Annotated in this window: 19 protein-coding genes; 9 read left to right on the top strand and 10 right to left on the bottom strand. The window is 45.2% G+C overall.

The genetic code is table 11. The features are described from left to right. From D0C36_RS09025 to D0C36_RS09015, 3 genes are all read left to right on the top strand, one after another. The gene (locus D0C36_RS09025; protein ID WP_117391191.1) at positions 1 to 765 is read left to right on the top strand and encodes an SDR family NAD(P)-dependent oxidoreductase; all 765 of its coding nucleotides are present in this window, start codon (positions 1 to 3) and stop codon (positions 763 to 765) included. Positions 766 to 859: 94 nt separating this feature from the next. Continuing rightward, on the top strand, positions 860 to 1717 hold the full coding sequence (locus D0C36_RS09020; RefSeq protein ID WP_117391190.1) for a fumarylacetoacetate hydrolase family protein: 858 nt from the start codon (positions 860 to 862) through the stop codon (positions 1715 to 1717). Further along, positions 1704 to 2540: an amidohydrolase family protein gene (locus tag D0C36_RS09015; RefSeq protein ID WP_117391189.1), complete on the top strand. Its 837-nt coding sequence runs from the start codon at positions 1704 to 1706 to the stop codon at positions 2538 to 2540. Before D0C36_RS09020 ends, D0C36_RS09015 begins: the two co-directional genes overlap by 14 nt. Here D0C36_RS09015 and D0C36_RS09010 read toward each other — a convergent pair. Further along, complete coding sequence (locus D0C36_RS09010; protein WP_117391188.1) at positions 2512 to 3873, bottom strand: APC family permease; 1362 nt, start codon at positions 3871 to 3873, stop codon at positions 2512 to 2514. The genes D0C36_RS09015 and D0C36_RS09010 overlap by 29 nt on opposite strands. A 294-nt stretch (positions 3874 to 4167) precedes the next feature. Between D0C36_RS09010 and D0C36_RS09005 the strand changes: the two genes are divergently transcribed. Continuing rightward, positions 4168 to 5517: a hypothetical protein gene (locus tag D0C36_RS09005; protein ID WP_117391414.1), complete on the top strand. Its 1350-nt coding sequence runs from the start codon at positions 4168 to 4170 to the stop codon at positions 5515 to 5517. A gap of 337 nt (positions 5518 to 5854) precedes the next feature. Here D0C36_RS09005 and D0C36_RS09000 read toward each other — a convergent pair whose 3' ends face one another. The 3 genes from D0C36_RS09000 to D0C36_RS08990 form a co-directional block, all read right to left on the bottom strand. Next, positions 5855 to 6463, bottom strand: coding sequence for an SGNH/GDSL hydrolase family protein (locus D0C36_RS09000; protein ID WP_233524452.1), 609 nt, complete (start codon positions 6461 to 6463; stop codon positions 5855 to 5857). A gap of 101 nt (positions 6464 to 6564) precedes the next feature. Next, positions 6565 to 7296, bottom strand: a complete 732-nt coding sequence (gene lipB, locus D0C36_RS08995; protein WP_117391186.1) for a lipoyl(octanoyl) transferase LipB — start codon at positions 7294 to 7296, stop codon at positions 6565 to 6567. Between the two features lie 3 nt (positions 7297 to 7299). After that, a complete protein-coding gene (locus tag D0C36_RS08990; protein ID WP_117391185.1) occupies positions 7300 to 7938 on the bottom strand; it encodes a 4'-phosphopantetheinyl transferase family protein in 639 nt (212 codons plus the stop codon). A gap of 400 nt (positions 7939 to 8338) precedes the next feature. On the opposite strand from D0C36_RS08990, the gene dcd reads away from it, so the two are divergent. From dcd to D0C36_RS08965, 4 genes are all read left to right on the top strand, one after another. Then, positions 8339 to 8875, top strand: coding sequence for a dCTP deaminase (dcd, locus tag D0C36_RS08980; RefSeq protein ID WP_117391183.1), 537 nt, complete (start codon positions 8339 to 8341; stop codon positions 8873 to 8875). A 20-nt stretch (positions 8876 to 8895) separates the two neighbouring features. Beyond that, positions 8896 to 11571 (top strand): TonB-dependent receptor plug domain-containing protein, encoded by a 2676-nt coding sequence (locus D0C36_RS08975; RefSeq protein ID WP_117391182.1) that lies wholly within the window; start codon positions 8896 to 8898, stop codon positions 11569 to 11571. A gap of 61 nt (positions 11572 to 11632) precedes the next feature. Next, positions 11633 to 11914 carry an ATP-dependent Clp protease adaptor ClpS gene (locus D0C36_RS08970; RefSeq protein ID WP_117391181.1) on the top strand — a complete coding sequence of 94 codons (282 nt, stop codon included), beginning with the start codon at positions 11633 to 11635 and terminating at the stop codon, positions 11912 to 11914. 102 nt (positions 11915 to 12016) lie between these two features. After that, a complete protein-coding gene (locus tag D0C36_RS08965) occupies positions 12017 to 14290 on the top strand; it encodes a GH92 family glycosyl hydrolase (protein ID WP_117391180.1) in 2274 nt (757 codons plus the stop codon). 66 nt (positions 14291 to 14356) lie between these two features. On the opposite strand, the gene tssD is transcribed toward D0C36_RS08965, so the two are convergent. The 5 genes from tssD to D0C36_RS08940 form a co-directional block, all read right to left on the bottom strand. After that, positions 14357 to 14902 carry a type VI secretion system tube protein TssD gene (gene tssD, locus D0C36_RS08960; protein WP_117391179.1) on the bottom strand — a complete coding sequence of 182 codons (546 nt, stop codon included), beginning with the start codon at positions 14900 to 14902 and terminating at the stop codon, positions 14357 to 14359. Between the two features lie 42 nt (positions 14903 to 14944). Next, positions 14945 to 15928 (bottom strand): ankyrin repeat domain-containing protein, encoded by a 984-nt coding sequence (locus D0C36_RS08955; protein WP_117391178.1) that lies wholly within the window; start codon positions 15926 to 15928, stop codon positions 14945 to 14947. A 12-nt stretch (positions 15929 to 15940) separates the two neighbouring features. Then, positions 15941 to 17377 (bottom strand): ankyrin repeat domain-containing protein, encoded by a 1437-nt coding sequence (locus D0C36_RS08950; protein ID WP_117391177.1) that lies wholly within the window; start codon positions 17375 to 17377, stop codon positions 15941 to 15943. Then, complete coding sequence (locus D0C36_RS08945) at positions 17374 to 17898, bottom strand: hypothetical protein (protein ID WP_117391176.1); 525 nt, start codon at positions 17896 to 17898, stop codon at positions 17374 to 17376. The genes D0C36_RS08950 and D0C36_RS08945 overlap by 4 nt, the downstream gene beginning before the upstream one ends. 110 nt (positions 17899 to 18008) lie before the next feature. Then, positions 18009 to 18374, bottom strand: a complete 366-nt coding sequence (locus D0C36_RS08940; protein WP_117391175.1) for a DUF4870 domain-containing protein — start codon at positions 18372 to 18374, stop codon at positions 18009 to 18011. Between the two features lie 226 nt (positions 18375 to 18600). Between D0C36_RS08940 and D0C36_RS08935 the strand changes: the two genes are divergently transcribed. Beyond that, positions 18601 to 20538 carry a LuxR C-terminal-related transcriptional regulator gene (locus D0C36_RS08935; protein ID WP_117391174.1) on the top strand — a complete coding sequence of 646 codons (1938 nt, stop codon included), beginning with the start codon at positions 18601 to 18603 and terminating at the stop codon, positions 20536 to 20538. 6 nt (positions 20539 to 20544) lie between these two features. Here D0C36_RS08935 and D0C36_RS08930 read toward each other — a convergent pair whose 3' ends face one another. Next, entirely contained in the window at positions 20545 to 20955 is a 411-nt protein-coding gene (locus D0C36_RS08930; RefSeq protein ID WP_117391173.1) for a hypothetical protein, read from the bottom strand. Between the last annotated feature and the right edge of the window lie 13 nt (positions 20956 to 20968).

The following is a 20968-nucleotide window of genomic DNA, read 5'->3' as shown; positions in this document are numbered from 1 at the left end:
ATGTTTAGTCTGAAAAATAAAATAGCGGTAATAACCGGCGGCGGCAGCGGGATAGGTAAGGCGATCTCTAAACTATTTGCCAAACAAGGCGCAACCGTACATATTATCGAGTTAAACGCCGATGCTGCACAGCAAACTGTTGATGAAATAAAAGCTGATGGCGGAGAGGCTTTCGCCCATACCGCCGACATTAGTAAGCAGCAACAGGTGTTGGATGTGTTTCAGCATATCGGTAGTATCAACATCTTGGTAAATAATGCCGGCATTGCCCATGTAGGTAACCTGGAGGGAACCGCAGAGGCTGATATCGACCGCATTTATAATGTAAACGTAAAGGGAGCATACAATGCGCTTTACGCTGCAGTGCCGGTGATGAAAGGCCTTGGCGGTGGGGTTATCCTTAACATGGCATCTATCGCAGCGCATATAGGCATTACGGATAGGTTTGCTTACTCCATGAGTAAAGGGGCCATCTTTGCCATGAGCATGTCTGTAGCGCGCGATTACATGGGCGATAATATCCGATGCAATACCATTTCGCCGGCGCGGGTGCATACCCCTTTTGTGGATGGCTTTATTGCCAAAAACTATCCGGGCCGAGAAGATGAGATCTTTGATAAACTATCAAAAAGCCAGCCGATAGGCCGCATGGGCAAACCGGAAGAGGTGGCTGCACTGGCGCTATATCTTTGCTCAGACGAGGCCGGCTTTATCACCGGTTGCGATTATCCTATTGACGGGGGCTTTATTAAACTTAACAACTGATGGATGTGCAGGTATGCAGATTTCAGATGTGCAAATTAAGCAATTGAGGTGGCCCAAATGAACTAATGAACAAATCAACCATTGAACTAACAATATGAAACTGATACGATACGGCGAGGCCGGCAAAGAGAAAACCGGTGTTATCCTTAACGATAAAAAATATGATACATCTGGCTTTGGTGAAGATTATACCGAGCAATTTTTTGAGACTGATGGCTTAGCACGTTTACAGCAATATCTTGCAGATAACCACGATTCGCTAAAAGAGATAAGCGATAACGAGCGTTTAGGCGCACCTATTGCAAGGCCATCAAAAATAGTTTGCATTGGCCTTAACTATAAAGACCACGCCGAGGAAACAAAAGCGCTGATACCTAACGAGCCTATCATCTTCTTTAAATCTACCACTGCGTTGGTTGGCCCCAATGATGATATCATCATCCCTAAAAATTCGGTAAAAACGGATTGGGAAGTGGAGCTGGCCGTAGTGATCGGCAAGAAAGCATCTTATGTTGAAGAAAACGAGGCGATGGAATATGTGGCCGGTTATGCCTTGCATAATGATGTATCAGAACGCGAATTTCAGTTGGAGCGTAACGGTACCTGGGATAAAGGGAAAGGCTGCGATACCTTTGCACCGATAGGCCCTTTCCTGGCTACTGCCGATGAAGTTGATGATGTACACAACCTGCGCCTTTGGCTTAACGTTAACGGCGAAAAAATGCAGGATGGCACTACCGCCAACCTTATCTTTAATATTCCGTTCCTGGTATCATACGTAAGCCAGTTCATGACTTTGCTGCCGGGCGATATTATCTCAACCGGTACACCTGCCGGTGTAGGCCTGGGCTTTAACCCACCGGTATACCTTAAGCCGGGCGACGTGGTTGAGCTGGGTATTGATGGCTTGGGCACGGCCACGCAAACGGTAAAAGCCTATGCTAAAAATTGATAGTCACCAGCATTTTTGGTTGTATGATAAGCACAGGCATGCATGGATAAATGATGATATGCATGCATGCCGGCGTGATTTTTTGCCTGCTGACCTTCAACCATTGTTACTACAGAACGGAATTGCCGGCTGCGTAACCGTACAGGTTGACCAAACCATTGCGGAGAACGACTTTATGCTGGAACTGGCCCGCCAGAACAGCTTTATAAAAGGCATTGTGGGTTGGGCCGATTTTAAGTCGGTAAATATCGAAGAGGTTTTAGAACATTATCACTTTGAGAAATTGATGAAAGGCTTTCGCCATATTTTACAAGGCGAAACCGATGATCACTTCATGCTGAACCCTGATTTTATGCGAGGGATCAGTATGTTGGAAAAATTGGGTTTTAGCTATGATATTCTCATCTATCCCAAGCACCTAAAGATCGCATCAGAATTTGTTGCCGCTTTTCCGCAGCAACGGTTTGTGATAGATCATCTGGCGAAGCCGTTTATCAAAACAGGAGAAATTGACGGATGGAAAAAAGATCTCCAAGCTCTCGCGCAGCATGAAAATGTATCCTGCAAAATATCAGGCATGGTAACCGAAGCCGATTGGCAAAACTGGCAGCCCAAAGATTTTACCCCATATCTTGATGTGGTGTTTAACGCCTTTGGTGCCAAACGGGTAATGTATGGTTCAGACTGGCCTGTTTGTAACGTAGCAGGTGGTTACCAAAAAGCATATAACATCGCCGAAGGCTATGTAGATCAATTAAGCCAACATGAGCAGGAACGGTTCTGGGCTAAAAATGCTATTGATTTTTACCGGTTAGGGGTTTAAGCTTGTATGGCCATTCGCCATTCATGCGGGCTTTGATAAAGTAAACTACAGTACCCAGTATAATGGCGCTCACTCCACCCAATACCATGTGCCAGCCGGTTGATACCAGGATGCCTATCCAAATTAATATCGCCGCAAAAATTGGCACCGGGAATAGCGGCATCTTGTACGGGAATAAGGTCTCGCTTTTTCGTCGGCGCAACAGGTAAAGCCCGAAAGCCTGTGAGATGAACTGAACCAGAATGCGCATAGCCAGTATAGCGCTGATCACATCACTCAGTTTAAACAGTAAGCTAAACACAAATGCTATTGCCCCTAAAACCAATAATGATATATAAGGGAAGTTTTTTGTTGGATGCAATTTGGCGAAGACTTTAAAGAAAGCACCATCGGCAGCTGCAGCGTAGGGGATACGGCTGTAACCTAACGTAGCAGAGAACACCGAAGAAAAAGCCACCAATAATACAAGGCAGGTGATAACCTTTGCAGCGTTATGCCCTGCCAGATGCTCCATAAAATCGCTTATCACAAACTGGCTGTCTTTGGCATGCTGCCACGGTATAACACTCACCACGCTTACATTCATCAGCATATACAAGATGGCAATACCGGCAATAGATAAGAACATACTGCGCGGAATATTGCGCGACGGGTTAATGATCTCGCCACCCAGGTGGCAAACGTTATAATAACCTAAATAGCTATAAACGCTTTTTACGCTGGCAAAACCTATTGCCGCTACAAAGCCGTAGTTAAGGTTAAGCCCATCATTAATATGTTTAATGGGCGATAGGAAATTGCCGTGAAATAAACCACCGCCAATGATGATGAGCATAGTTGCCAAAACACCTATCCAAAGTACAGTGCTTATTTTACCTATGGATTCTATCTTACGGTAAAGTAAAATAACGATAGCTATAACAACTGCCCCGCTTACCGCTTTTAACTCCCAGCTATCTAAAGGCAATAAATACGATAAGTATGATGCGAAACCTATAGCTGCCGAAGCAATTACCAAAGGTGCCTGTATCATGGTTTGCCATACAAACAAAAAGCTCATGAGCTTACCTAACTTGTTTTTGCCATAGGTTTCTTTCAGAAAGTTGTATGATCCGCCGGCCATAGGGAATGCAGCACCCAACTCGCTCCAAACCATTGCATCAATAAAAGAGAGTATGGCGCCGGCCAGCCAGGCGTACAGAAACCACGGGCCATTCATCATGTGGATAACCATTGGCAGGGTAATAAACGGCCCAATGCCAACCATATCGGTCATGTTTATTGCAGTGGCTTGCGTAAGGCCAAGGCGGCGCGCCAAAGTATTTTCAGCCATGCTGGTGGTAATAAATGTGCTATCAGTTAATTATACAAAAATAGATTAAACAGCTTGGGCGCAAAATTTATTAGGTCAGGCATTTGTAATCAGTTTTTACCACAATGCTATCATCGGTATAAATAACTTATTTACCGATACTTTTTACCCAAATAGTGTTGCAAATGCCGATATTTGCGCGTATTGGTGTAACAAGCTTGTTGTTTAACATTAATTAACAATTGCAGGCCTTTAAAATAGCGGTATAACACTGAAATTTAACACCGATTTAGCGTACACTCACTAACTGATTAAATGAAAAGAAGAATTACTCTCTTAAGCTCACTGTCGTTATCAATTATACTGGGGTTATCCTCATGTCTAAAGCATGATAATACTGTGATAGCCCTGCCGCAAATAGTAACTAATGATGTTATTATCGATGCAACTTCTACCCAGGCCTGGGCCGGTGGTGTGGTTATCAATCAAGGTGCAATTGTTAACGAGTATGGGGTTTGTTACAGTACAACCAACCAGGAGCCCACCATATCAGATATCAAATCGCTTGTAAAGATAAAGAACACATCTTTTATAGGTAACCTAAAAGGCCTTACGCCAAATACAACATATTATTTGAGGGCATACGCCACCAACCAAAGCGGTACGGTTTATGGCGCTGTTGTGCAATTTAAAACCAGCACCGATATGTCTAACGCTTACGGAACGGTGAGCACTTTTGCCGGCTCGGCAGAGGGTAATGCAGATGGTACAGGTACTGCGGCGTTGTTTAACCACCCATTTGGTACCGCGCGGGATGCTGCCGGTAACCTATATGTTAGCGATTCATACAATTGTACTATCCGTAAAATTACTGCCGATGGCGTGGTAACCACTATTGCTGGTACGGGTGGTTTAGGTAGCGCTGATGGTACGGGTACCGCGGCTTCTTTTTATTCGCCGGCGGGTTTAGCTGTTGATGCTAACGGCAATATTTTTGTTGCCGATATGGGCAATAGCCTTATACGTAAAATAACCCCTGCAGGTGTGGTAACTACATTTGCGGGTAGCGGTAACACCGGCTATCAGGATGGTACAGGTACAGCAGCAAGCTTTAGCGCCCCTACAGGTATAGCTATTGCCGCTAATGGTGTGTTGTACGTTTCTGATAGTGGCACAGGTTTAATCCGCAGAATAACCCCTGCAGGTGTGGTGACTACCATTGCAGGTAACAGGGTGGCTGCCTACAAAAATGCCAGCGGAACAGATGCCAGCTTTAACAAGCCCGCAGGCATTGCTGTTGATGCAACCGGTAATATTTACGTAGCCGAACCTGCGAATAAAGCTATTCGCAAAATAAACCTTGATAACGTGGTAACTACTTTTGCAGGTGGCCTTGATTCTTTATCTATGCCTTTTGGCGCTCCACAAGCGTTATCTGTTGATGCTAATAATAATATTTTTGTGGCTGACGGTGCAGGCCGTGTACTTAAAATTAATAAAGATCATATCCTTACTGTTATGGCAGGTAAATCTGCAGCTACCGGCAATACCGATGGCGAAGGCAGTGCGGCAACTTTCAACTACCCTAAAGGTATTGTTGCTGATAACAGCGGTAATGTTTTTGTAACTGATTTTAATAACAGCCGTATCAGAAAAGTTAAGTAGTATTTATTCTTTATAGATAAAAAGGGGAGCGCCAAAAGTGCTCCCCTTTTTTGCGTTAAAAAACAAAACTTAATGGGTGAAAACACCCGCCTGTGCACTGTGCCCTGTGTTTAACTTTACTGTGTAATAGATGAGCAATTTCCGCAGGTGCAAATGCGGGATTAATGTTGTGGCAGATAAATGTAACCGGGTGCGTTGTTGTTTAACACTTAGGGGAGTGATTTAAAGTTCTTAAGCAAAGCGCTGCCCGGTACATTACTGCCAGACGATAGCTACGCCCAAAGCGCTACTAAAAATAAAGCCCCGACCAAGTCGGGGCTTTATTTATGTTATAATATCATTTCAATTTTTCCTCTGCTACCGGCTGTAATTGTTCAACCCATAAGTTATACATCTTGCCCGAAGGATGTAATCCATCCGAAGCCACCAGATCAGTATCATAGGCAGCCCTGCGAGATGCCGGGGTAATATCGATATAAGTAACACCAAGCTTTGTAGTTTCTGATTTGTTAATGGCATTAAAAGCATCTATATCTGCTGCAATTGCGGCCGGGTCACCAGAGTTTTTGCCAAAAGGTGTAACACCCCAATCGGGTATAGAAAGCACAACCACACGGGCTTTGTTGCCGCCTGCGTAGCTTATGGCTGTGTTTAATAGTTCTATAAACTCAGTACGGTACTCGTCTTTGCTGTAGCGGCGGTACTGGTTGTTTACGCCTATCAATAGTGTCACAATATCATAGTCGTGTTTTTGCAGGTTGCGTTGCTGTATACCGCGTTTCAGGTCGCCGGTTGTCCAGCCGGTAACGGCAATTATCTCTGGTGCTGTGGTATTACTAAAGCGCTTATTTAACAGATATGGGAAAGACTGCTCCTGCGGTACCGCTTCACCAATGGTATATGAATCGCCAAGGGCGAGATAACTGAAAGTTTTTGGCTGAGGCATAGGTGTGTTTATAGTTGTGGGCGTACCATACTTTTGTTGCGCGTCAGTCACTGATTTAGTACAGGCCGAGGCAACAAGTGTTAATAATATCAAAAATCCTTTCATCCAATTATCTCCATACCAAAAAGTACGGAAATATGGTGCTTAAGGATTTGTTTCACTTCGTTTATATCAACTTCCTGCCCCAACTCTAACTGCATAGAGGTTACTGCTTTGTCATCAATACCACAGGGCACAATGTTCTTAAAATAATCGAGGTTGGTATTTACGTTAAACGCCAGGCCATGCATGGTAACCCACCGGCTGCAGCGTACACCCATAGCGCATATCTTGCGGGCGCGTTCATTGTCGGCATCAAGCCAAACACCGGTATAGCCGGGGTAACGTTCTCCTTTAAGGCCAAAATCGGCCATGGTTAAAATAACGGCCTCTTCCAGCGTACGCAGGTACAGGTGAATATCGGTAAAGAAGTTATCGAGGTCTAAGATAGGATAACTCACTATCTGGCCCGGGCCGTGGTAAGTGATATCCCCGCCACGATTAATGGGGTAGTAAACTGCTTCTTTCTCTTTCAGCCCTTCTTCATCAAGTAATAGATGATCGGCCTTGCCGCTTTTACCGAGGGTGTATACGTGTGGGTGCTCGGTAAATATCAGGTAGTTTGGGGTTGGGGTGTATTCATCTTCGGCTTCGCCGGCAGCAACAGCTAAAGCGCGGTTACGTATGTCTGATTTCAGTTTTACTGTAGCCCCAAAGATTTCTTCCTGCCTATCCCAGGCTTGCTTATAATCGGTTAATCCCCAATCTTCAAAAAGTACTTTCTTGTTCTTCATTTATCATCCCTTAACATAACCAATCATATAATCCTCGTATTGCATGTAGCCAACTTCGTAGTCGATGTTTACATCGCCTTTTTGCAGTTTGGCCTGCAACGCATCATGATGCTGAAAGGTGAACGGGTAAAGTGTAATATTATCGGCAAATGACACCTCTTTTTGTCCGTAGCATTTATAAACGGCTTCTTTGGCGCACCAGCAAACGTAAAGCTGCTCAATCTTTTTATGCCCGGTGATGGTGGCCAACTCCTCGGGCCGCATAAACTTGCCGGCAATGCGCTCCACTTTTTCTTTTATCTGCTCAATGTCTATCCCCACCGGGCTGGTTTTGCTGATCATTACAGCAGCATAATCAAACGAGTGGCTTAACGAGATATGGTAGGGTAGGCTCACCAGGTAAGGCTTGCCATGGGCATCAACTTTACAATCAATATACTCTTCGGTCTTTAGCATCTTGCGAAGCAAAACACGGGTACCCAGCCAGTGCAGGTAACGTTTGCTTTTGCTGAGCTTACGGGTATAGGCTTTTTCATCCTCATCAAGCTTAAGCTGTTGATACAGCTCATCGGCGCTTTCTTCTATCTTCCATAGCGCAAACTCGGTATCCTCATCAATCTGTTGTCGGTACGCTATTGCCATAAGGTAAAATTGCGAAAAAGCTTAACAATATCTATCACATTAATTTAAAAATAAGTTAATGTTTTTTGCCGGCATGTAACATTGCTGCAGCAACCTGCGTCATATTCAATAATTATCACAATGTGCAGAAAATGAAAAAGATATACATATCGGCTATCATATTAGCCATAGTTGCCATGGGCGAAGGTTGCGTTAAATTACGGGTTGCCGATGGCTCTTATAAAAGTAAGCAAGTGCAAAAGCGCTTTTAATATATAACAAGAGAAGGATTGGGTGAGTGAGAACCATCGTATAAAGGTGGTTTAGTGTGCCGCCGTTGCAGATATGCATGGCGGTTTTTTATTTGTATTACACTAAGTAAATTAATTGCCAGTTAAGCCTATTAATGGTAATTTAGCGTATGATCTTATCAGACAAACGCATCCTCGAAGAAATAGAAAAAGGCACCATCATCATAGAGCCTTTTAACCGCGATTATTTAGGCACCAATTCTTACGATGTACATCTGGGCAAGCATCTTGCTACCTATAAAGATCGTGTGCTGGATGCCAAGCTGCATAACGAAATCATCAATTTTGAGATACCTAAAGAAGGCTTTGTTTTACAGCCCAATACGCTTTATCTGGGCGTAACCATGGAGTATACCGAAACGCATAAGCATGTCCCTTTTCTGGAAGGGAAATCGAGCACGGGCCGTTTGGGGATTGATATACACGCCACAGCCGGTAAAGGCGATGTTGGTTTTTGCAATACCTGGACACTGGAGATCTCATGTGCGCAACCCGTGCGTATTTACGCCGGTATGCCTATTGGCCAACTGATATATTTTGTGGTTGAAGGTGAGATCGAGACCATGTACAACACAAAAGGTAATGCCAAATACAATAAACCTACCACACGCCCTGTTGAAAGCATGATGTGGAAGAACAAATTCTGATCTAACCTTAACCTAAATCTATGACCTTTAAACGCCTTATCACTTTCGTATTTCCCGCATTTATATTGGCGGGCATTTTTAGTTTTACTGTTGATGATGATGTTATATCTACCATCACAAATCGCCTGGCGGCCTGGACAGAAAAGCATCCGATAGAGAAAGCTTACCTGCATTTTGATAAACCTTACTATACTGCCGGAGAGGATATCTGGTTTAAAGCCTACGTACTAACAGGCCCCGATAAAATACTGCAACCCGATAGTGGTATACTGAATGTTGAACTGATAAACGATGTTGATTCAATAAAACAAGCATTTAAAATTCAACTCCATAATGGTTTGGGCTATGGTGATATCCCGCTACCCGATACTATTCATGAAGGTAATTATCGTATACGTGCATATACCGAATATATGCGTAATGCGGGTAGCGAGTACTTTTTTGATAAAGCCATTGTTATAGGCAATATCATATCTAATAAGGTATTTACTAAAACTACCTTCAGCTATCAGCAAAAGCAGGTTAACGCTGTAATAAAATATACCGATGCAAATGGTGCCGCCTACTCAAACAAGCAAATAACTTATTCTGTAATTGGCCCTGCCGGTGCAAATGTAAAGGGCAAAGCCGTAACCGATGCTGATGGCAACGTAACCATCAATTTTCCGGTTGCCGACGTAGATAAAATGGGCAATGCGCGCGTGGTTACAACCATATCAGGCGTGGGCGAAAACAAGGTTACAAAAAGCATTCCGGTGCGTTTTATGGCCGGCGTTGCCGATGTGCAGTTCTTTCCGGAAGGGGGTAACCTGGTTAACGGAATAGCAACGCACGTGGCATTCAAAGCTATTGGTACTGATGGTTTAGGCGTTGATGCAAAGGGAACTATTGTTAATAATAACGGCAAGCAGGTGGCCGAGATAAATACCACACATTTAGGGATGGGGATGTTTGCTTTTACACCGCAAGCCGGCGAAACCTATAAAGCCGAACTAACTTATACCGATGGATCTAAAGGCACTATACCTTTACCTAAAGCTAATGATGATGGCACAGTATTGAATGTAATAGGTACCGATCCTAACCGTATCATTGTAAGTGTATCATCGGCCAAGCCGGTTGCAGGGCAGCTGAGTTTGGTGGCGCAGGCCCACGGGCGGGTTTATTATGCTGCTAAAAGCCCGGCAGATAAGGCAACATTTGCTACCGTTATACCCATAACCAAATTCCCGTCGGGCATTGTGCAGTTCACACTTTTTTCGCCAACAGGCGAGCCCTTAAACCAGCGCCTGGTATTTGTGCATGGTAACGATAAGCTGAATATTACAGTAACACCTGATAACCAAAACCAAGCATCGCGCAAGCCGGTAACGCTTAATGTTGAAGCGAAATCAACAGACGGAAAACCTGCGTTTAGTAGCTTGTCATTAGCAGTTATTAACGAAAGCAAAACACCAATTGACGAGAATACCGAGAACAATATTTTTGCATCGTTGCTGCTTAACGCAGATATAAAGGGTTATATAGAGCAGCCTGCCTACTATTTTAACGATGTTAACGAGAAAACCCGTGCAGATCTGGATATGCTGATGCTTACCCAGGGCTACCACCGTTTTGAGTGGCGCACCATTGCGGCGGCTACTAATGTTGCTGATAAATTTCCGGCTCAAAAAACGTTCAGTATTTCTGGTAGGGTAACTACACTTGGCGGGCAGCCGGTTAAGGGCGGGAAATTAAACCTGCTTAACTTTGACCACGGGATGCAGAAAATAGATACGCTAACAGATGCCAACGGCAGGTTTGTGTTTAAAGATATTATTTACCCCGATAGCATTAAGTTTTTAGTACAGGCACGTACCGCCCAAAATAAAAAGGATGTGGTATTAGTGATAGATACTATCCCGCCGGCAGCTACCGCAAATTACAAAGGCCTGCCCGATTTTAAAGCCAACGCAGGGCAAAGCATTCTTACCTATGCCCAAAACAGCAGACAATTTTATTTTGAGCAAATGAAGCTTGGCCAGGGTAACCATGTAATAAGCCTGGCCGAGGTAAAGATCACAGAGAAAAAGAACGCGTTAAAGCATTCCAGGAACCTCAATGGCCCCGGCAATGCAGACCAGGTACTACTTGCAAAGGACATTGGTATGGGATGTGTTAGGCTGGCCGATTGTTTGCAAGGCCGGGTTGCCGGCGTCATCTTCAGAAATGGTGCGGCTTATTCTACGCGGGGTGGCGGGCCAATGCTTGTGGTGGTTGATGGTATTTATGGCGATGCCGATCTGATGAACACTATTAACGTTAATGATGTGCAGGCAGTAGAAGTTATCAGAAGTTTAGCAAGCGCTGTTATCTATGGGCCAACAGCATCTAACGGTGTATTGGTGATCACCACAAAAATGGGCGATGAACCGTCAGAGCGTTCCAGAAGTTATGGCAAGGGTATTAGATCTTACGCACCTAAAGGTATTTATGCGGCAAGAATTTTTTACTCACCAAAGTATGAGGCTAAGGCTGATGCTAAACTTGCCGACCTGCGCTCAACCATTTTTTGGAATCCTGATGTGGTTACTAATGAAGGTAAGGCAACTACCAGCTATTTTAATGGCGCACCAGGCACTTACCGTATTGTTGTTGAAGGTGTTGATACCGATGGCCGCATTGGCAGGCAGGTATTGCGCTATACGGTACAATAGACAAATAGTAAAATCAAATGCAATTATGCGTAAGGTTTATTTTTGAGTAAATTTGCGCTATATGCCAACTGAAGTACAGGAAGAAACCCTCACGCTTGAAGAAATATTGGCGGGCCTTAAAGAGATGCACCGCCTTATTTTGTGGAATGATGACCATAATACTTTTGACCATGTTATTTACTGCATGATGAAGTATCTGGACTATAACGAAAGCCAGGCCGAAAAGATAGCCTGGAAGGTTCACAATGATGGTAAATGTGCCGTGCTTGAGGGCTCTTTCACCGAAATGGAGATATACCGAAAGATATTGCAACAGGAAGGTTTAACCGTTTCTGTTGACTAAGCGGTATCAACATAAAAAATTAAAAGCCGCCCCTTAAAGGCGGCTTTATTTATATTGGCAGATAGCTGTTTTGCCAAACTCGCTATACATCTATACTCACTTATGATCAAAGCTAAACTATTTGCCCTGCTGGGCCTGGTAGTTACTACCACCATTGCTGGTGCTACGGATGGCCCCAAGCCTAAAAAGCCTGTTGCAAAAGCACCTGTAGATTATGTAAACCCAAACATTGGTAACATTAGCCACATGTTGGTACCCACTTACCCTACTACCCATCTGCCAAACAGCATGATGCGCGTTTTTCCGGTGCGCAATGATTATACTACCAATTATATTGGTGGCCTGCCGCTGATTGTAACGCACCATAGGTCCGAGTCGGAGTTTAATTTTTACCCATACCAGGGCAGTGAGAGCGGCATCTACCCGAAACTTAATTTAAGTTACGACCAGGAGAAAGTTACCCCATACCGCTACCAGGTTTACCTTGATGAGTTTAACATCGGGGTTGATTTTGCACCATCGCACCAGAGTGCCGTTTACAAAATATCGTTTGATAAACAAGGCAGTGCTTACCTCGTGTTCAACACCGGAAAGGGCCATATAGAGGCAAAAGCCAACACTATAAGCGGCTACCGGGAATTAGGCAATAAAACACGTGTATATGTTTATGCGGTTACGGATCTCACTCCGGCCAAAACCGGCGTTCCCACTAATGGAGGTATCAACTGGAATGCCGCTCCGTCAAACTCATTGGCGCTGCAGTATCCGGCAGGTACCAAAAAGATAGGCATCCGTTATGGTGTATCATTCATCAGCGTGGAGCAGGCTAAGAAAAACCTGGAGCGAGAGGTAAAGGATTTTAACGTGGATGCCGTAGCAGCTACAGGCCGCAAGATATGGAATGATGCTTTGGGCAAAATTGCTGTATCCGGTGCGGTTGATAAAGAGACTACTGTTTTCTACACTTCATTATATCGCACGTATGAGCGCCCTATCAATATCAGCGAAGATGGCAAATACTTCAGCGCATCAGACGGGCAGGTACATAACGATGGCGGCAAAGCATTTTATACCGACGACTGGCTGTGGGATACTTACCGCGCAGCGCACCCGCTACGCGTGCTCATCAACAAAAGCGTTGAGAACAATATCCTGAACTCGTACATCCTGATGGCGCAGCAAACCGGCGAGAACTGGTTGCCAACCTTCCCCGGCGTAAGCGGCGATGACCGAGGCATGAACTCTAACCACGGTATTGCCAGCATTGCCGATGCCTGGAACAAAGGCCTGCGCGGTTTTGACCTGGCAAAAGCATACGAGGTATCAAAAGGTGCTATCGAGGGAAAATCATTAATTCCATGGTCGCATGCTGTGCCTGCGGGCGAGCTGGATAAGTTTTATAAAGACAAAGGTTACTTCCCTGCCCTAAAGCCGGGCGAAGAGGAGACCGTTAAGCAGGTAAGCAAATGGGAAAAACGCCAGCCTATTGCAGTTACGCTGGGTACATCATTTGATGAATGGTGCCTTTCACAAATAGCTGCCGGTTTGGGTAAAACAGATGAGGCTAATCATTACCTTAAAGCATCGTACAATTACCGTAATGTGTACAATCCTAAAACAGGTTTCTTCCATCCGAAAGATAGCGAAGGCAACTTTATTGAGCCGTTGGATTACCGCACATCGGGCGGGCCGGGTGCACGCGACTATTATGATGAGAACAACGGCTACATTTACCGCTGGGATGTGCAGCACAACATAGGCGACCTGGTGAAAATGGTTGGCGGCAACAAAGCTTTTGTTGATGCGTTAGAAAATATGTTCAACGAGCCATACCCAATGGCCCGATGGAGTTTCTACAACATCCTGCCCGATCATACGGGCAACGTGGGTATGTTCTCAATGGCTAACGAGCCGAGTTTTCATATCCCATATTTATACAACTACGCAGGCGCGCCGTGGCGTACCCAGAAACGCATCCGCTCATTGCTCGATCAATGGTACCGCAACGATTTGATGGGTGTTCCCGGCGATGAGGACGGTGGCGGTATGACTGCTTTTGTAGCTTTCAGTCAGTTGGGTTTTTACCCGGTTACGCCCGGCTCGCCAACTTACAACATCGGCAGCCCATGCTTTCCGTGTATGAAAATGGATCTGGGTAACGGTAAATTCTTCGAGATAAAAGCAACGAATGCATCGTTCAATAATAAATACATCCAATCAGCTAAATTGAATGGTAAGGTGTGGAACAAACCATGGTTTAACCACAGCGATATTGCCAACGGTGGTGTACTGGAACTGGTAATGGGCCCTGTGGCCAATAAAGCCTGGGGCGCGGGTTCGCCGCCGCCATCGGCAGCGCCAATGCCTCAGCAATAATTAAACAAAAAGGCTCCTGACAATCGGGAGCCTTTTTGCTGTGATAGGTTAATGTTAGCCGATAGGTTAATCAAAGCTTACACCATCAATTGAAAGTCCTTTGCAATTAATTGATATTACCGAGCTGCCATAGCCGTAGCTATCGCTAAGTGCCGAAAAGTTATCTGAGTAAGAGTAAAGTGAAGCTTGTTTAAACTTAAGGCTTTTGATCACTTTTTTAGTAGCCGGATCGGTAATGGTGATACTGCCATCAAATTTCGATTTGCTTTTGGCCAGTATTTTCATTAGCTCGGGGCTTAAGCTTTTTGCTTCTATGCTGAGGTAAGAGATACCGTTTGCTTGTTTCAGGATCCTGTTAGGGATCTTTATTTTGCTGGTATCCTTACCGGCAGGCTTAACCTCTGGTGCAGCCTCGGCTTCGTCGGAATCTTCATAACGACTGATAGAAAGACTAACCGAATTGATATCGGTATTGAGCGCCTTGCCACCATCCATCACGGTTAATACAATCTTATTCTTTTTCTCTTCTGTTTGTACCTCGCTTTGTGCAAAGGTTTGTTCCGCCATCAGCAGCATGGCGAAGGATGTTATCAGAAAAATTGCTTTTTTCATGGTTATGTGAATTTTAGGTTAGACGATATATCAAGCCGAGCTTTATTCTTCGGCGCCGGCCATTAAAAGCTGTTCAAGTATTTCGGTGTAGCCACGCTCGCTGGCAAAGTTCATGGCGCTGCGGCTGTCGTTGTCAACAGCGTTAGGGTCGGCGGCGTTATCAATCAGCATGGCGGTAAAATCGTTGTATCCGCATTGAGCGGCGACTATCAATGGTGTTTCGCTGTAGCTGTTGCGCGAGTTTACTTCGGCGCCTGCCTTAATCAGTGTTTTACCGAGGTGATGGTTGCCCATACCCGCAGCATAATGCAAGGCCGAATTGCCATTCAACACATGCTGGTTTACATCGGCACCTGCTTTTATCAAAAGCTCAACCAGGTGGGTGTTAGAATTGTTCACCGCCAATATCAACGGACTAACGCCGTCGTTATTTAACTCGTTAGGTTTAACGGTCTCGCTTTTCAACAGGGAAATCACCACCTCGCTTTGGTTGTTGTAAACTGCCTGATGCAGTGGCGTGTTGCCGTTGTTATCTTTTTGGGCTGTGTCGCTACCTTCAGAACCTGATAGTTGGGCAACCAACTCGCGCATGCCATTTGCGGTAGCATGGTCCAGTATGTTATAGCCGGAGTTATCCTTAACCGAAGTGTCGGCACCTAATGATATCAGGTACAAAGCAGTTTCGGTTTTGCCGGCAAGCACGGCATAAAATACCGGCGTTTGCCCAAAGTTGTTAGCGGCGTTAACGTCGGCTCCGGCATCGGTTAACAATTTGATCAGATCCTTACTGCCTGATCGTGATGCGCAATGCAACGGCACTTCGCTTACGTTATTGGCCAGGTTTACATCGGCACCGGCGTCTATCAGCATTTTGGCAATATCCTTTGCACCCTTTATGCAAACGTAGTAAAGAGGCGTGTTGCCCAGTCCGTCGCGCTTATCAACGTTGATGCCGCCTTTTTTAAGGAAGGCCTGTACTATTCCTTTTTGTGCGTTTTTACACGTGTTTAAAAACATGTTATCCATAGGTATATGCTATTAAGCCAGTATCTGTTTCACAACCGCTTCGTTACCGCTTTGTACGGCAACATCCATAACAGTTTGCCCGGCGTTGTTTACTTTTTCAATGGTTGATGTATCCTTATCCAATATCAGTGATACCAATTTCTTGGCCGACATTTGGTTGCTGTTTGATGCCGCATACATCAGGGCAGTATTGCCAGTGTTATCCGCGTAAGTAGTGTCGGCATCGTTATCCAATAACAGTTCGCCAATGCCATACTTAGGCTCGTCTCCACGTGCTGCGAACGACATGAGCGGGGTTCTGCCTGCATGGTTGGGTTTGTTGATATCCGCGCCGGCATCAATTAATTCTTCCACTAAAGAGTTATTCAGATCGGCCAGATAGCCTGCCTGGCAAACCACATTAATGGCAGTGTCGCCTTCGTTGGTGATGGCGGCATCCAATTCTAACCCTTTGTCAATTAGCGTTCGCAGCATTTTGATGATATCCTTCAGGTCCTGGCTCATACCTCGCCCAAAGTTGCCGATAGCTTTAGTTAACAAGTGATAAGCAGCCGTTTCACCGGTGCCCGTGCGATAGTTCACATCAACGCCACCATCGGCAAGCAGTTTTACCATTGGTAGCGATGGGTATTCACAGGCCAGCATCAGTGGTGTACGGCGGTAATGGTCTGATAACTCGTTAAGGTCGGCGCCGTTTTTAATAATAGTTTCCACGGCAACGGTATCACGGTTAAGGATAGCCTCATGCAAGGTCATGCCACCTGTAGCAGTATCACCTTCATCGCCCGTTAGCAGGGCGGCAATCTCTTTTACGCCGCTGCGCTGCGCGTAAGTAAGGGGTGTGGTATCAAAAATATCTTTGTCCTCTACGTCGATGCCGCTCTTTTCAACCAGCACGCGTACGGTTTTGGTAGCCGCCTCAACCGCACCTGGGATATCTTTGCGGTGAACCAGTTTATCGCAGATGGTATGCAACAGGTTTTTGCCTTCTTCGGCAGTAGCATCCATTTTAACGCCCGCATCGCCAAACGCATCAAGCATGGGGTACATATAAACCAGGCCCGCCTCAAAGTAAGCCAGTTTGCCACTGTCGTTTTTCTTTTTCGGGTTAACACCAATCTCTAATAAAGCTTTTGCGGTCTCGTTTATTTTTGCCGCTTTTGTCTCAAGGTTAGCATCTCGCAGATCGAACTTTGTGGTAGCCAAAGCATGGAAAGGCGTGTTGCCATATTTATCGGTATCGGCACGCAGGCCTTTTTCTTTCAGAAATTTAATGGCTTCGGGATCCGTAAATCGCGAAGCCAGGTGATATAGGTTTTCTTCGTAATCGCCTTTTATATCCAAATCGGGCAGGGCTTTGTAAAGTTCCAAAACATCAGCCCGCTCGGCCTCACCGGCAAACATGTTGCGGTGGTAGGTATCCCGTATCTTGTTATATTCTGTGCTCATTTGTTCAGATGTTGTTTAGCAATAGTTAATGCTTCAAATATGTTCAGATAGTTTTTATAGGCTATTGGCGTGGCAATATCAATTACCCTGGCATATTCGCCCAATTGCAGCCAGCAGTCGGTTTTTAACCGTACAATGCCGTCGGCTACCATCTGTGTGGTTAGTTCAATATTCTTTTGAGTAACAGGGTTGCGATGATCATCCAGCCCGTTTTGCTTCTCGCGTATCGCTTTATAAAAACTGTCGGTAGCAGGGTTTGTTTTGCCGCTGCCGGTATTAACCGGCATAAAAAGCTGTGCCTTATCCAGGCTCATTAAGGCCTCGCGATAGCTGCCCGCCCAATAAAGGCACAAAGCCAGGTTATATTGAGTGGCGGTGTTATCGGTAGCTTCATTTTTTAGAAGCAGGTAAGCCTCGGCATAGCGCGATTGGCTGATCAGTGTGGCGATCAGTTCGGTCTCACTTTTTGTCGGTCGGTCTTTTGTTACCGGGTTTGTGCCCGCGTTTGAGCCTAACAGCATAGTATTTCATTTTGGTAGATGATGTTAAAATAGCCGTCAGGTAACCGCCACCTCACTTGGAAAAGGCAGCAGTACCATCAGGCTTTAGAAAAGGTTAGGTTTCAATAGATTTAGAAGGTTTTTTGCTGAGATTTAGCATCAACCTGATCAGTAAAATTAAAGCGGCCTTCAAACAGTTTGCCTACAACCGGCAGTGGTTTTATGGCCTCGTTATTGGCGGTAACAATGCCTAATAATAATAGGATCAAAGTACCTAAACCAACTACACCGCTAACGATGTAAAGGCCCGGTATAATGGCTGCCAATATTGATACAGCGATACTTAAGGCGAAGGTTAGGATAATTAAACCCAGCGATTGGCCAAGGTGATAATTAACCAGTTCGCTTTTGTCCTGGCGTTTTTTAAATTCTAAATAAGCAACGATCCAACCGATGATGGTGATGTAGCTAACAATAGCCATTGTTTTGTTTGACATAGTTTTTAATTTTATGGTTAACGATAAAGATGTTGACCCAAAAGTAGTTAGGTGAGCAACCCGCGCCAAAAAAGCGACACCTACAAGGCGACTACAGGTTAAAAAACAAGCGTCTACAAATCATCTACAACAATTTCATAAATTCCTGTGTTACAGATATAACAAAGCGAATTTGGCGTGACCTGATTTTATGCCTGTTTCGCTGCAGTTAACTACCTGAGCACTTATGTTTTTAAAGAAAATTATCCCCCACGTCGCTTTTTTAGCGATACTGTTTTATGCCGAAGCTACCTCTGCACAAAGCCTTATTATTGATTCATTAACCCGGGTTGCCAACAGCGCATCGCCACATGACCGCCCCGTGGCTACCGCCGAACTGGCCCGCGCTACTGTTGAAAAAAATGCTGATGAAGCCCTTAAAATCGGCGGCCGCGCCATATCGCTTGCCAAAGCCACCGGCGATGCAGGTGTAAAAGCCTATTGCTATGCTGCTTATGGCCACCTGCTGATGCAGAAAGGGCAGGAAAAACGTTGCGCCGTTTATATAGACAGCGCCATGCGCTGCGCCGCAAAATCAACCAACAAAGAGTTGACTGCTTATGCCTGGTTACGCAAAGGCTGGCTTGAACTGGTACGCGGGAATGATGAAAAAGCTATCTCGGGCTTACTTAAAGCCAACGCGATGGTAGAGAATATCAATGATAAACGTACTTACAGCTACAGAGCCCTTATTAACCATTACATATCCAGTATATACGCCTACGGCAGCGATACGCTTAAACAGCACCGCTATGCCTTGGCCTGTATGGCTATGGCAAAAGGAAGCCCTTATGCTGATGATACGCAATTGGGCTACATGAGCCTGGCGCATAGTTTCTTTTCATCTTTTGAGCACAACATGGGCCGAAGAGAGTTGCTTGACTCCAGTATGCGTTATTACCGCAAAGCGATGGCCTTTTATCAAAAAAACAAAGAGAGGATCTTTATCCAGAGCAACGCTTCGCTCATTGCTTTAAATATCTCTAATGCTTATTTTAAGTATTATCCGCTGAGTTTAAAAGATAGCGCCCAACACTACGTGAACATTGCCCTGGAGATAGGCAGGAGATCAAAAAACGGTAAAGAGATCATTGCCAATTGCTACGGCATATTGAGTGAATACGCCCTTCGCGAGAAGAATTATGCTAAGGCAGAACAGTTATTGCTCACCGGCATAGGCGAGGTAGAAAGCGCCGCACCGGGTGTAGATATTACCCGCTCCAGGCTGATGCTTGGCCTGGCTAACGTGGCCGAGCAAAAAGGCGATAAACAAAAAGCCCTTGAGTATTATAAGCAGTACGTTACCTACTACGGTAAAGTGTTTGATGCTCAAAAGCTGGGGATAGTGCAGCAACTGGAAGAAGAATACCATGCCGCCCAGCGCGATAACGAAATTGCCCGTTTAAAAGAGCGTGCTGATTATAACAAGCGTCTCAATTGGCTATACGTAGTGATTGGCTCGGTGAGTATTTTGGTGTTGGGCTTGTTGCTCAGTTCGTACCATTACAAACTAAAAGCATCGCAACAGCAAAAACAAATTGCCGACCAGGAGAACAAAGAGATACGCCTTACTGCCGAACTGCAGCAGGCCGAAGCCCAGCGCCTTACGCTTGAGAAACAGGAAGCTGAGCTGCAGGCAAGCCTGTTAGAAGAAGGACGCGCTACCGCCGAAGCACAACAAGCCCTGTTACAAGACCGCACCGAGTGGCTGGAAAAGGAACTGCTTGCAGGCACGCTGAAAATAGAAGAGAAAAATGCCATCCTGGAAATCCTTAAAGAGAAAACACGCGGTGGCGATGCTGAACACGCTGCAAGGCAGATTGGACGCATTATTAACCAAAACCTGCGTGCCGATAAAAACCTTGATGAGCAACAGGGGTTAAGCCATATCCATCCGGCATTTTTTGCATCGCTGCAGGAACGTGCCGATAACTCGCTTACGCGGTTAGATCTTAAATACTGTGCTTACATTTTAATGGGATTGGATAATAAAGAAATTGCCACCCGCTTAGGTGTTGAGCCCAAAAGCATCCGTATGGCCAGGTATCGCTTAAAACAAAAACTTAAGCTGGGTAAGGATGATAATCTGGATCAGGCTATCATGTCGTTCGAGAAAACTGCGTAAATACCATCAGGCTAAAATAGAAGTGAGTGCATCATACCACTTTTTGTTTTGGGTGTACAGCATCATGTAATCGATGATGAGGTACACTTTTTCGGGCTGGTGATGGCTGTTGGTAAACTCCAGCCGCAGAGGCTGCCAGAACAATCCGAAGTTTTTTACTGAATAGTTGGTGTACACATCATCAAAGCCTAAGTAAAGTTGGGTGATGGATGATAACGGAATGATCAGGTCATCTTCATCGGCATTACTTTCTATCAGTACATATTCCTCTGTTAAAGCAATGGTGCCGCTGTGGTGGTGCATAGGGCCGGTTAAGCCGGTTAGTCCCCGCATGGTTTTTTCGGCAGCGGTTATTGCGGCCACTTCTTCTTCGTAACTCCACATTAATTCTCCGGTTAGCAGGAAGTTTTGGGCCATGGCAAATGTTTTT

The organism is Mucilaginibacter conchicola (assembly GCF_003432115.1).
In the GTDB taxonomy this organism is placed as follows: domain Bacteria; phylum Bacteroidota; class Bacteroidia; order Sphingobacteriales; family Sphingobacteriaceae; genus Mucilaginibacter; species Mucilaginibacter conchicola.
This window is presented reverse-complemented; position numbering and strand designations above follow the sequence as displayed.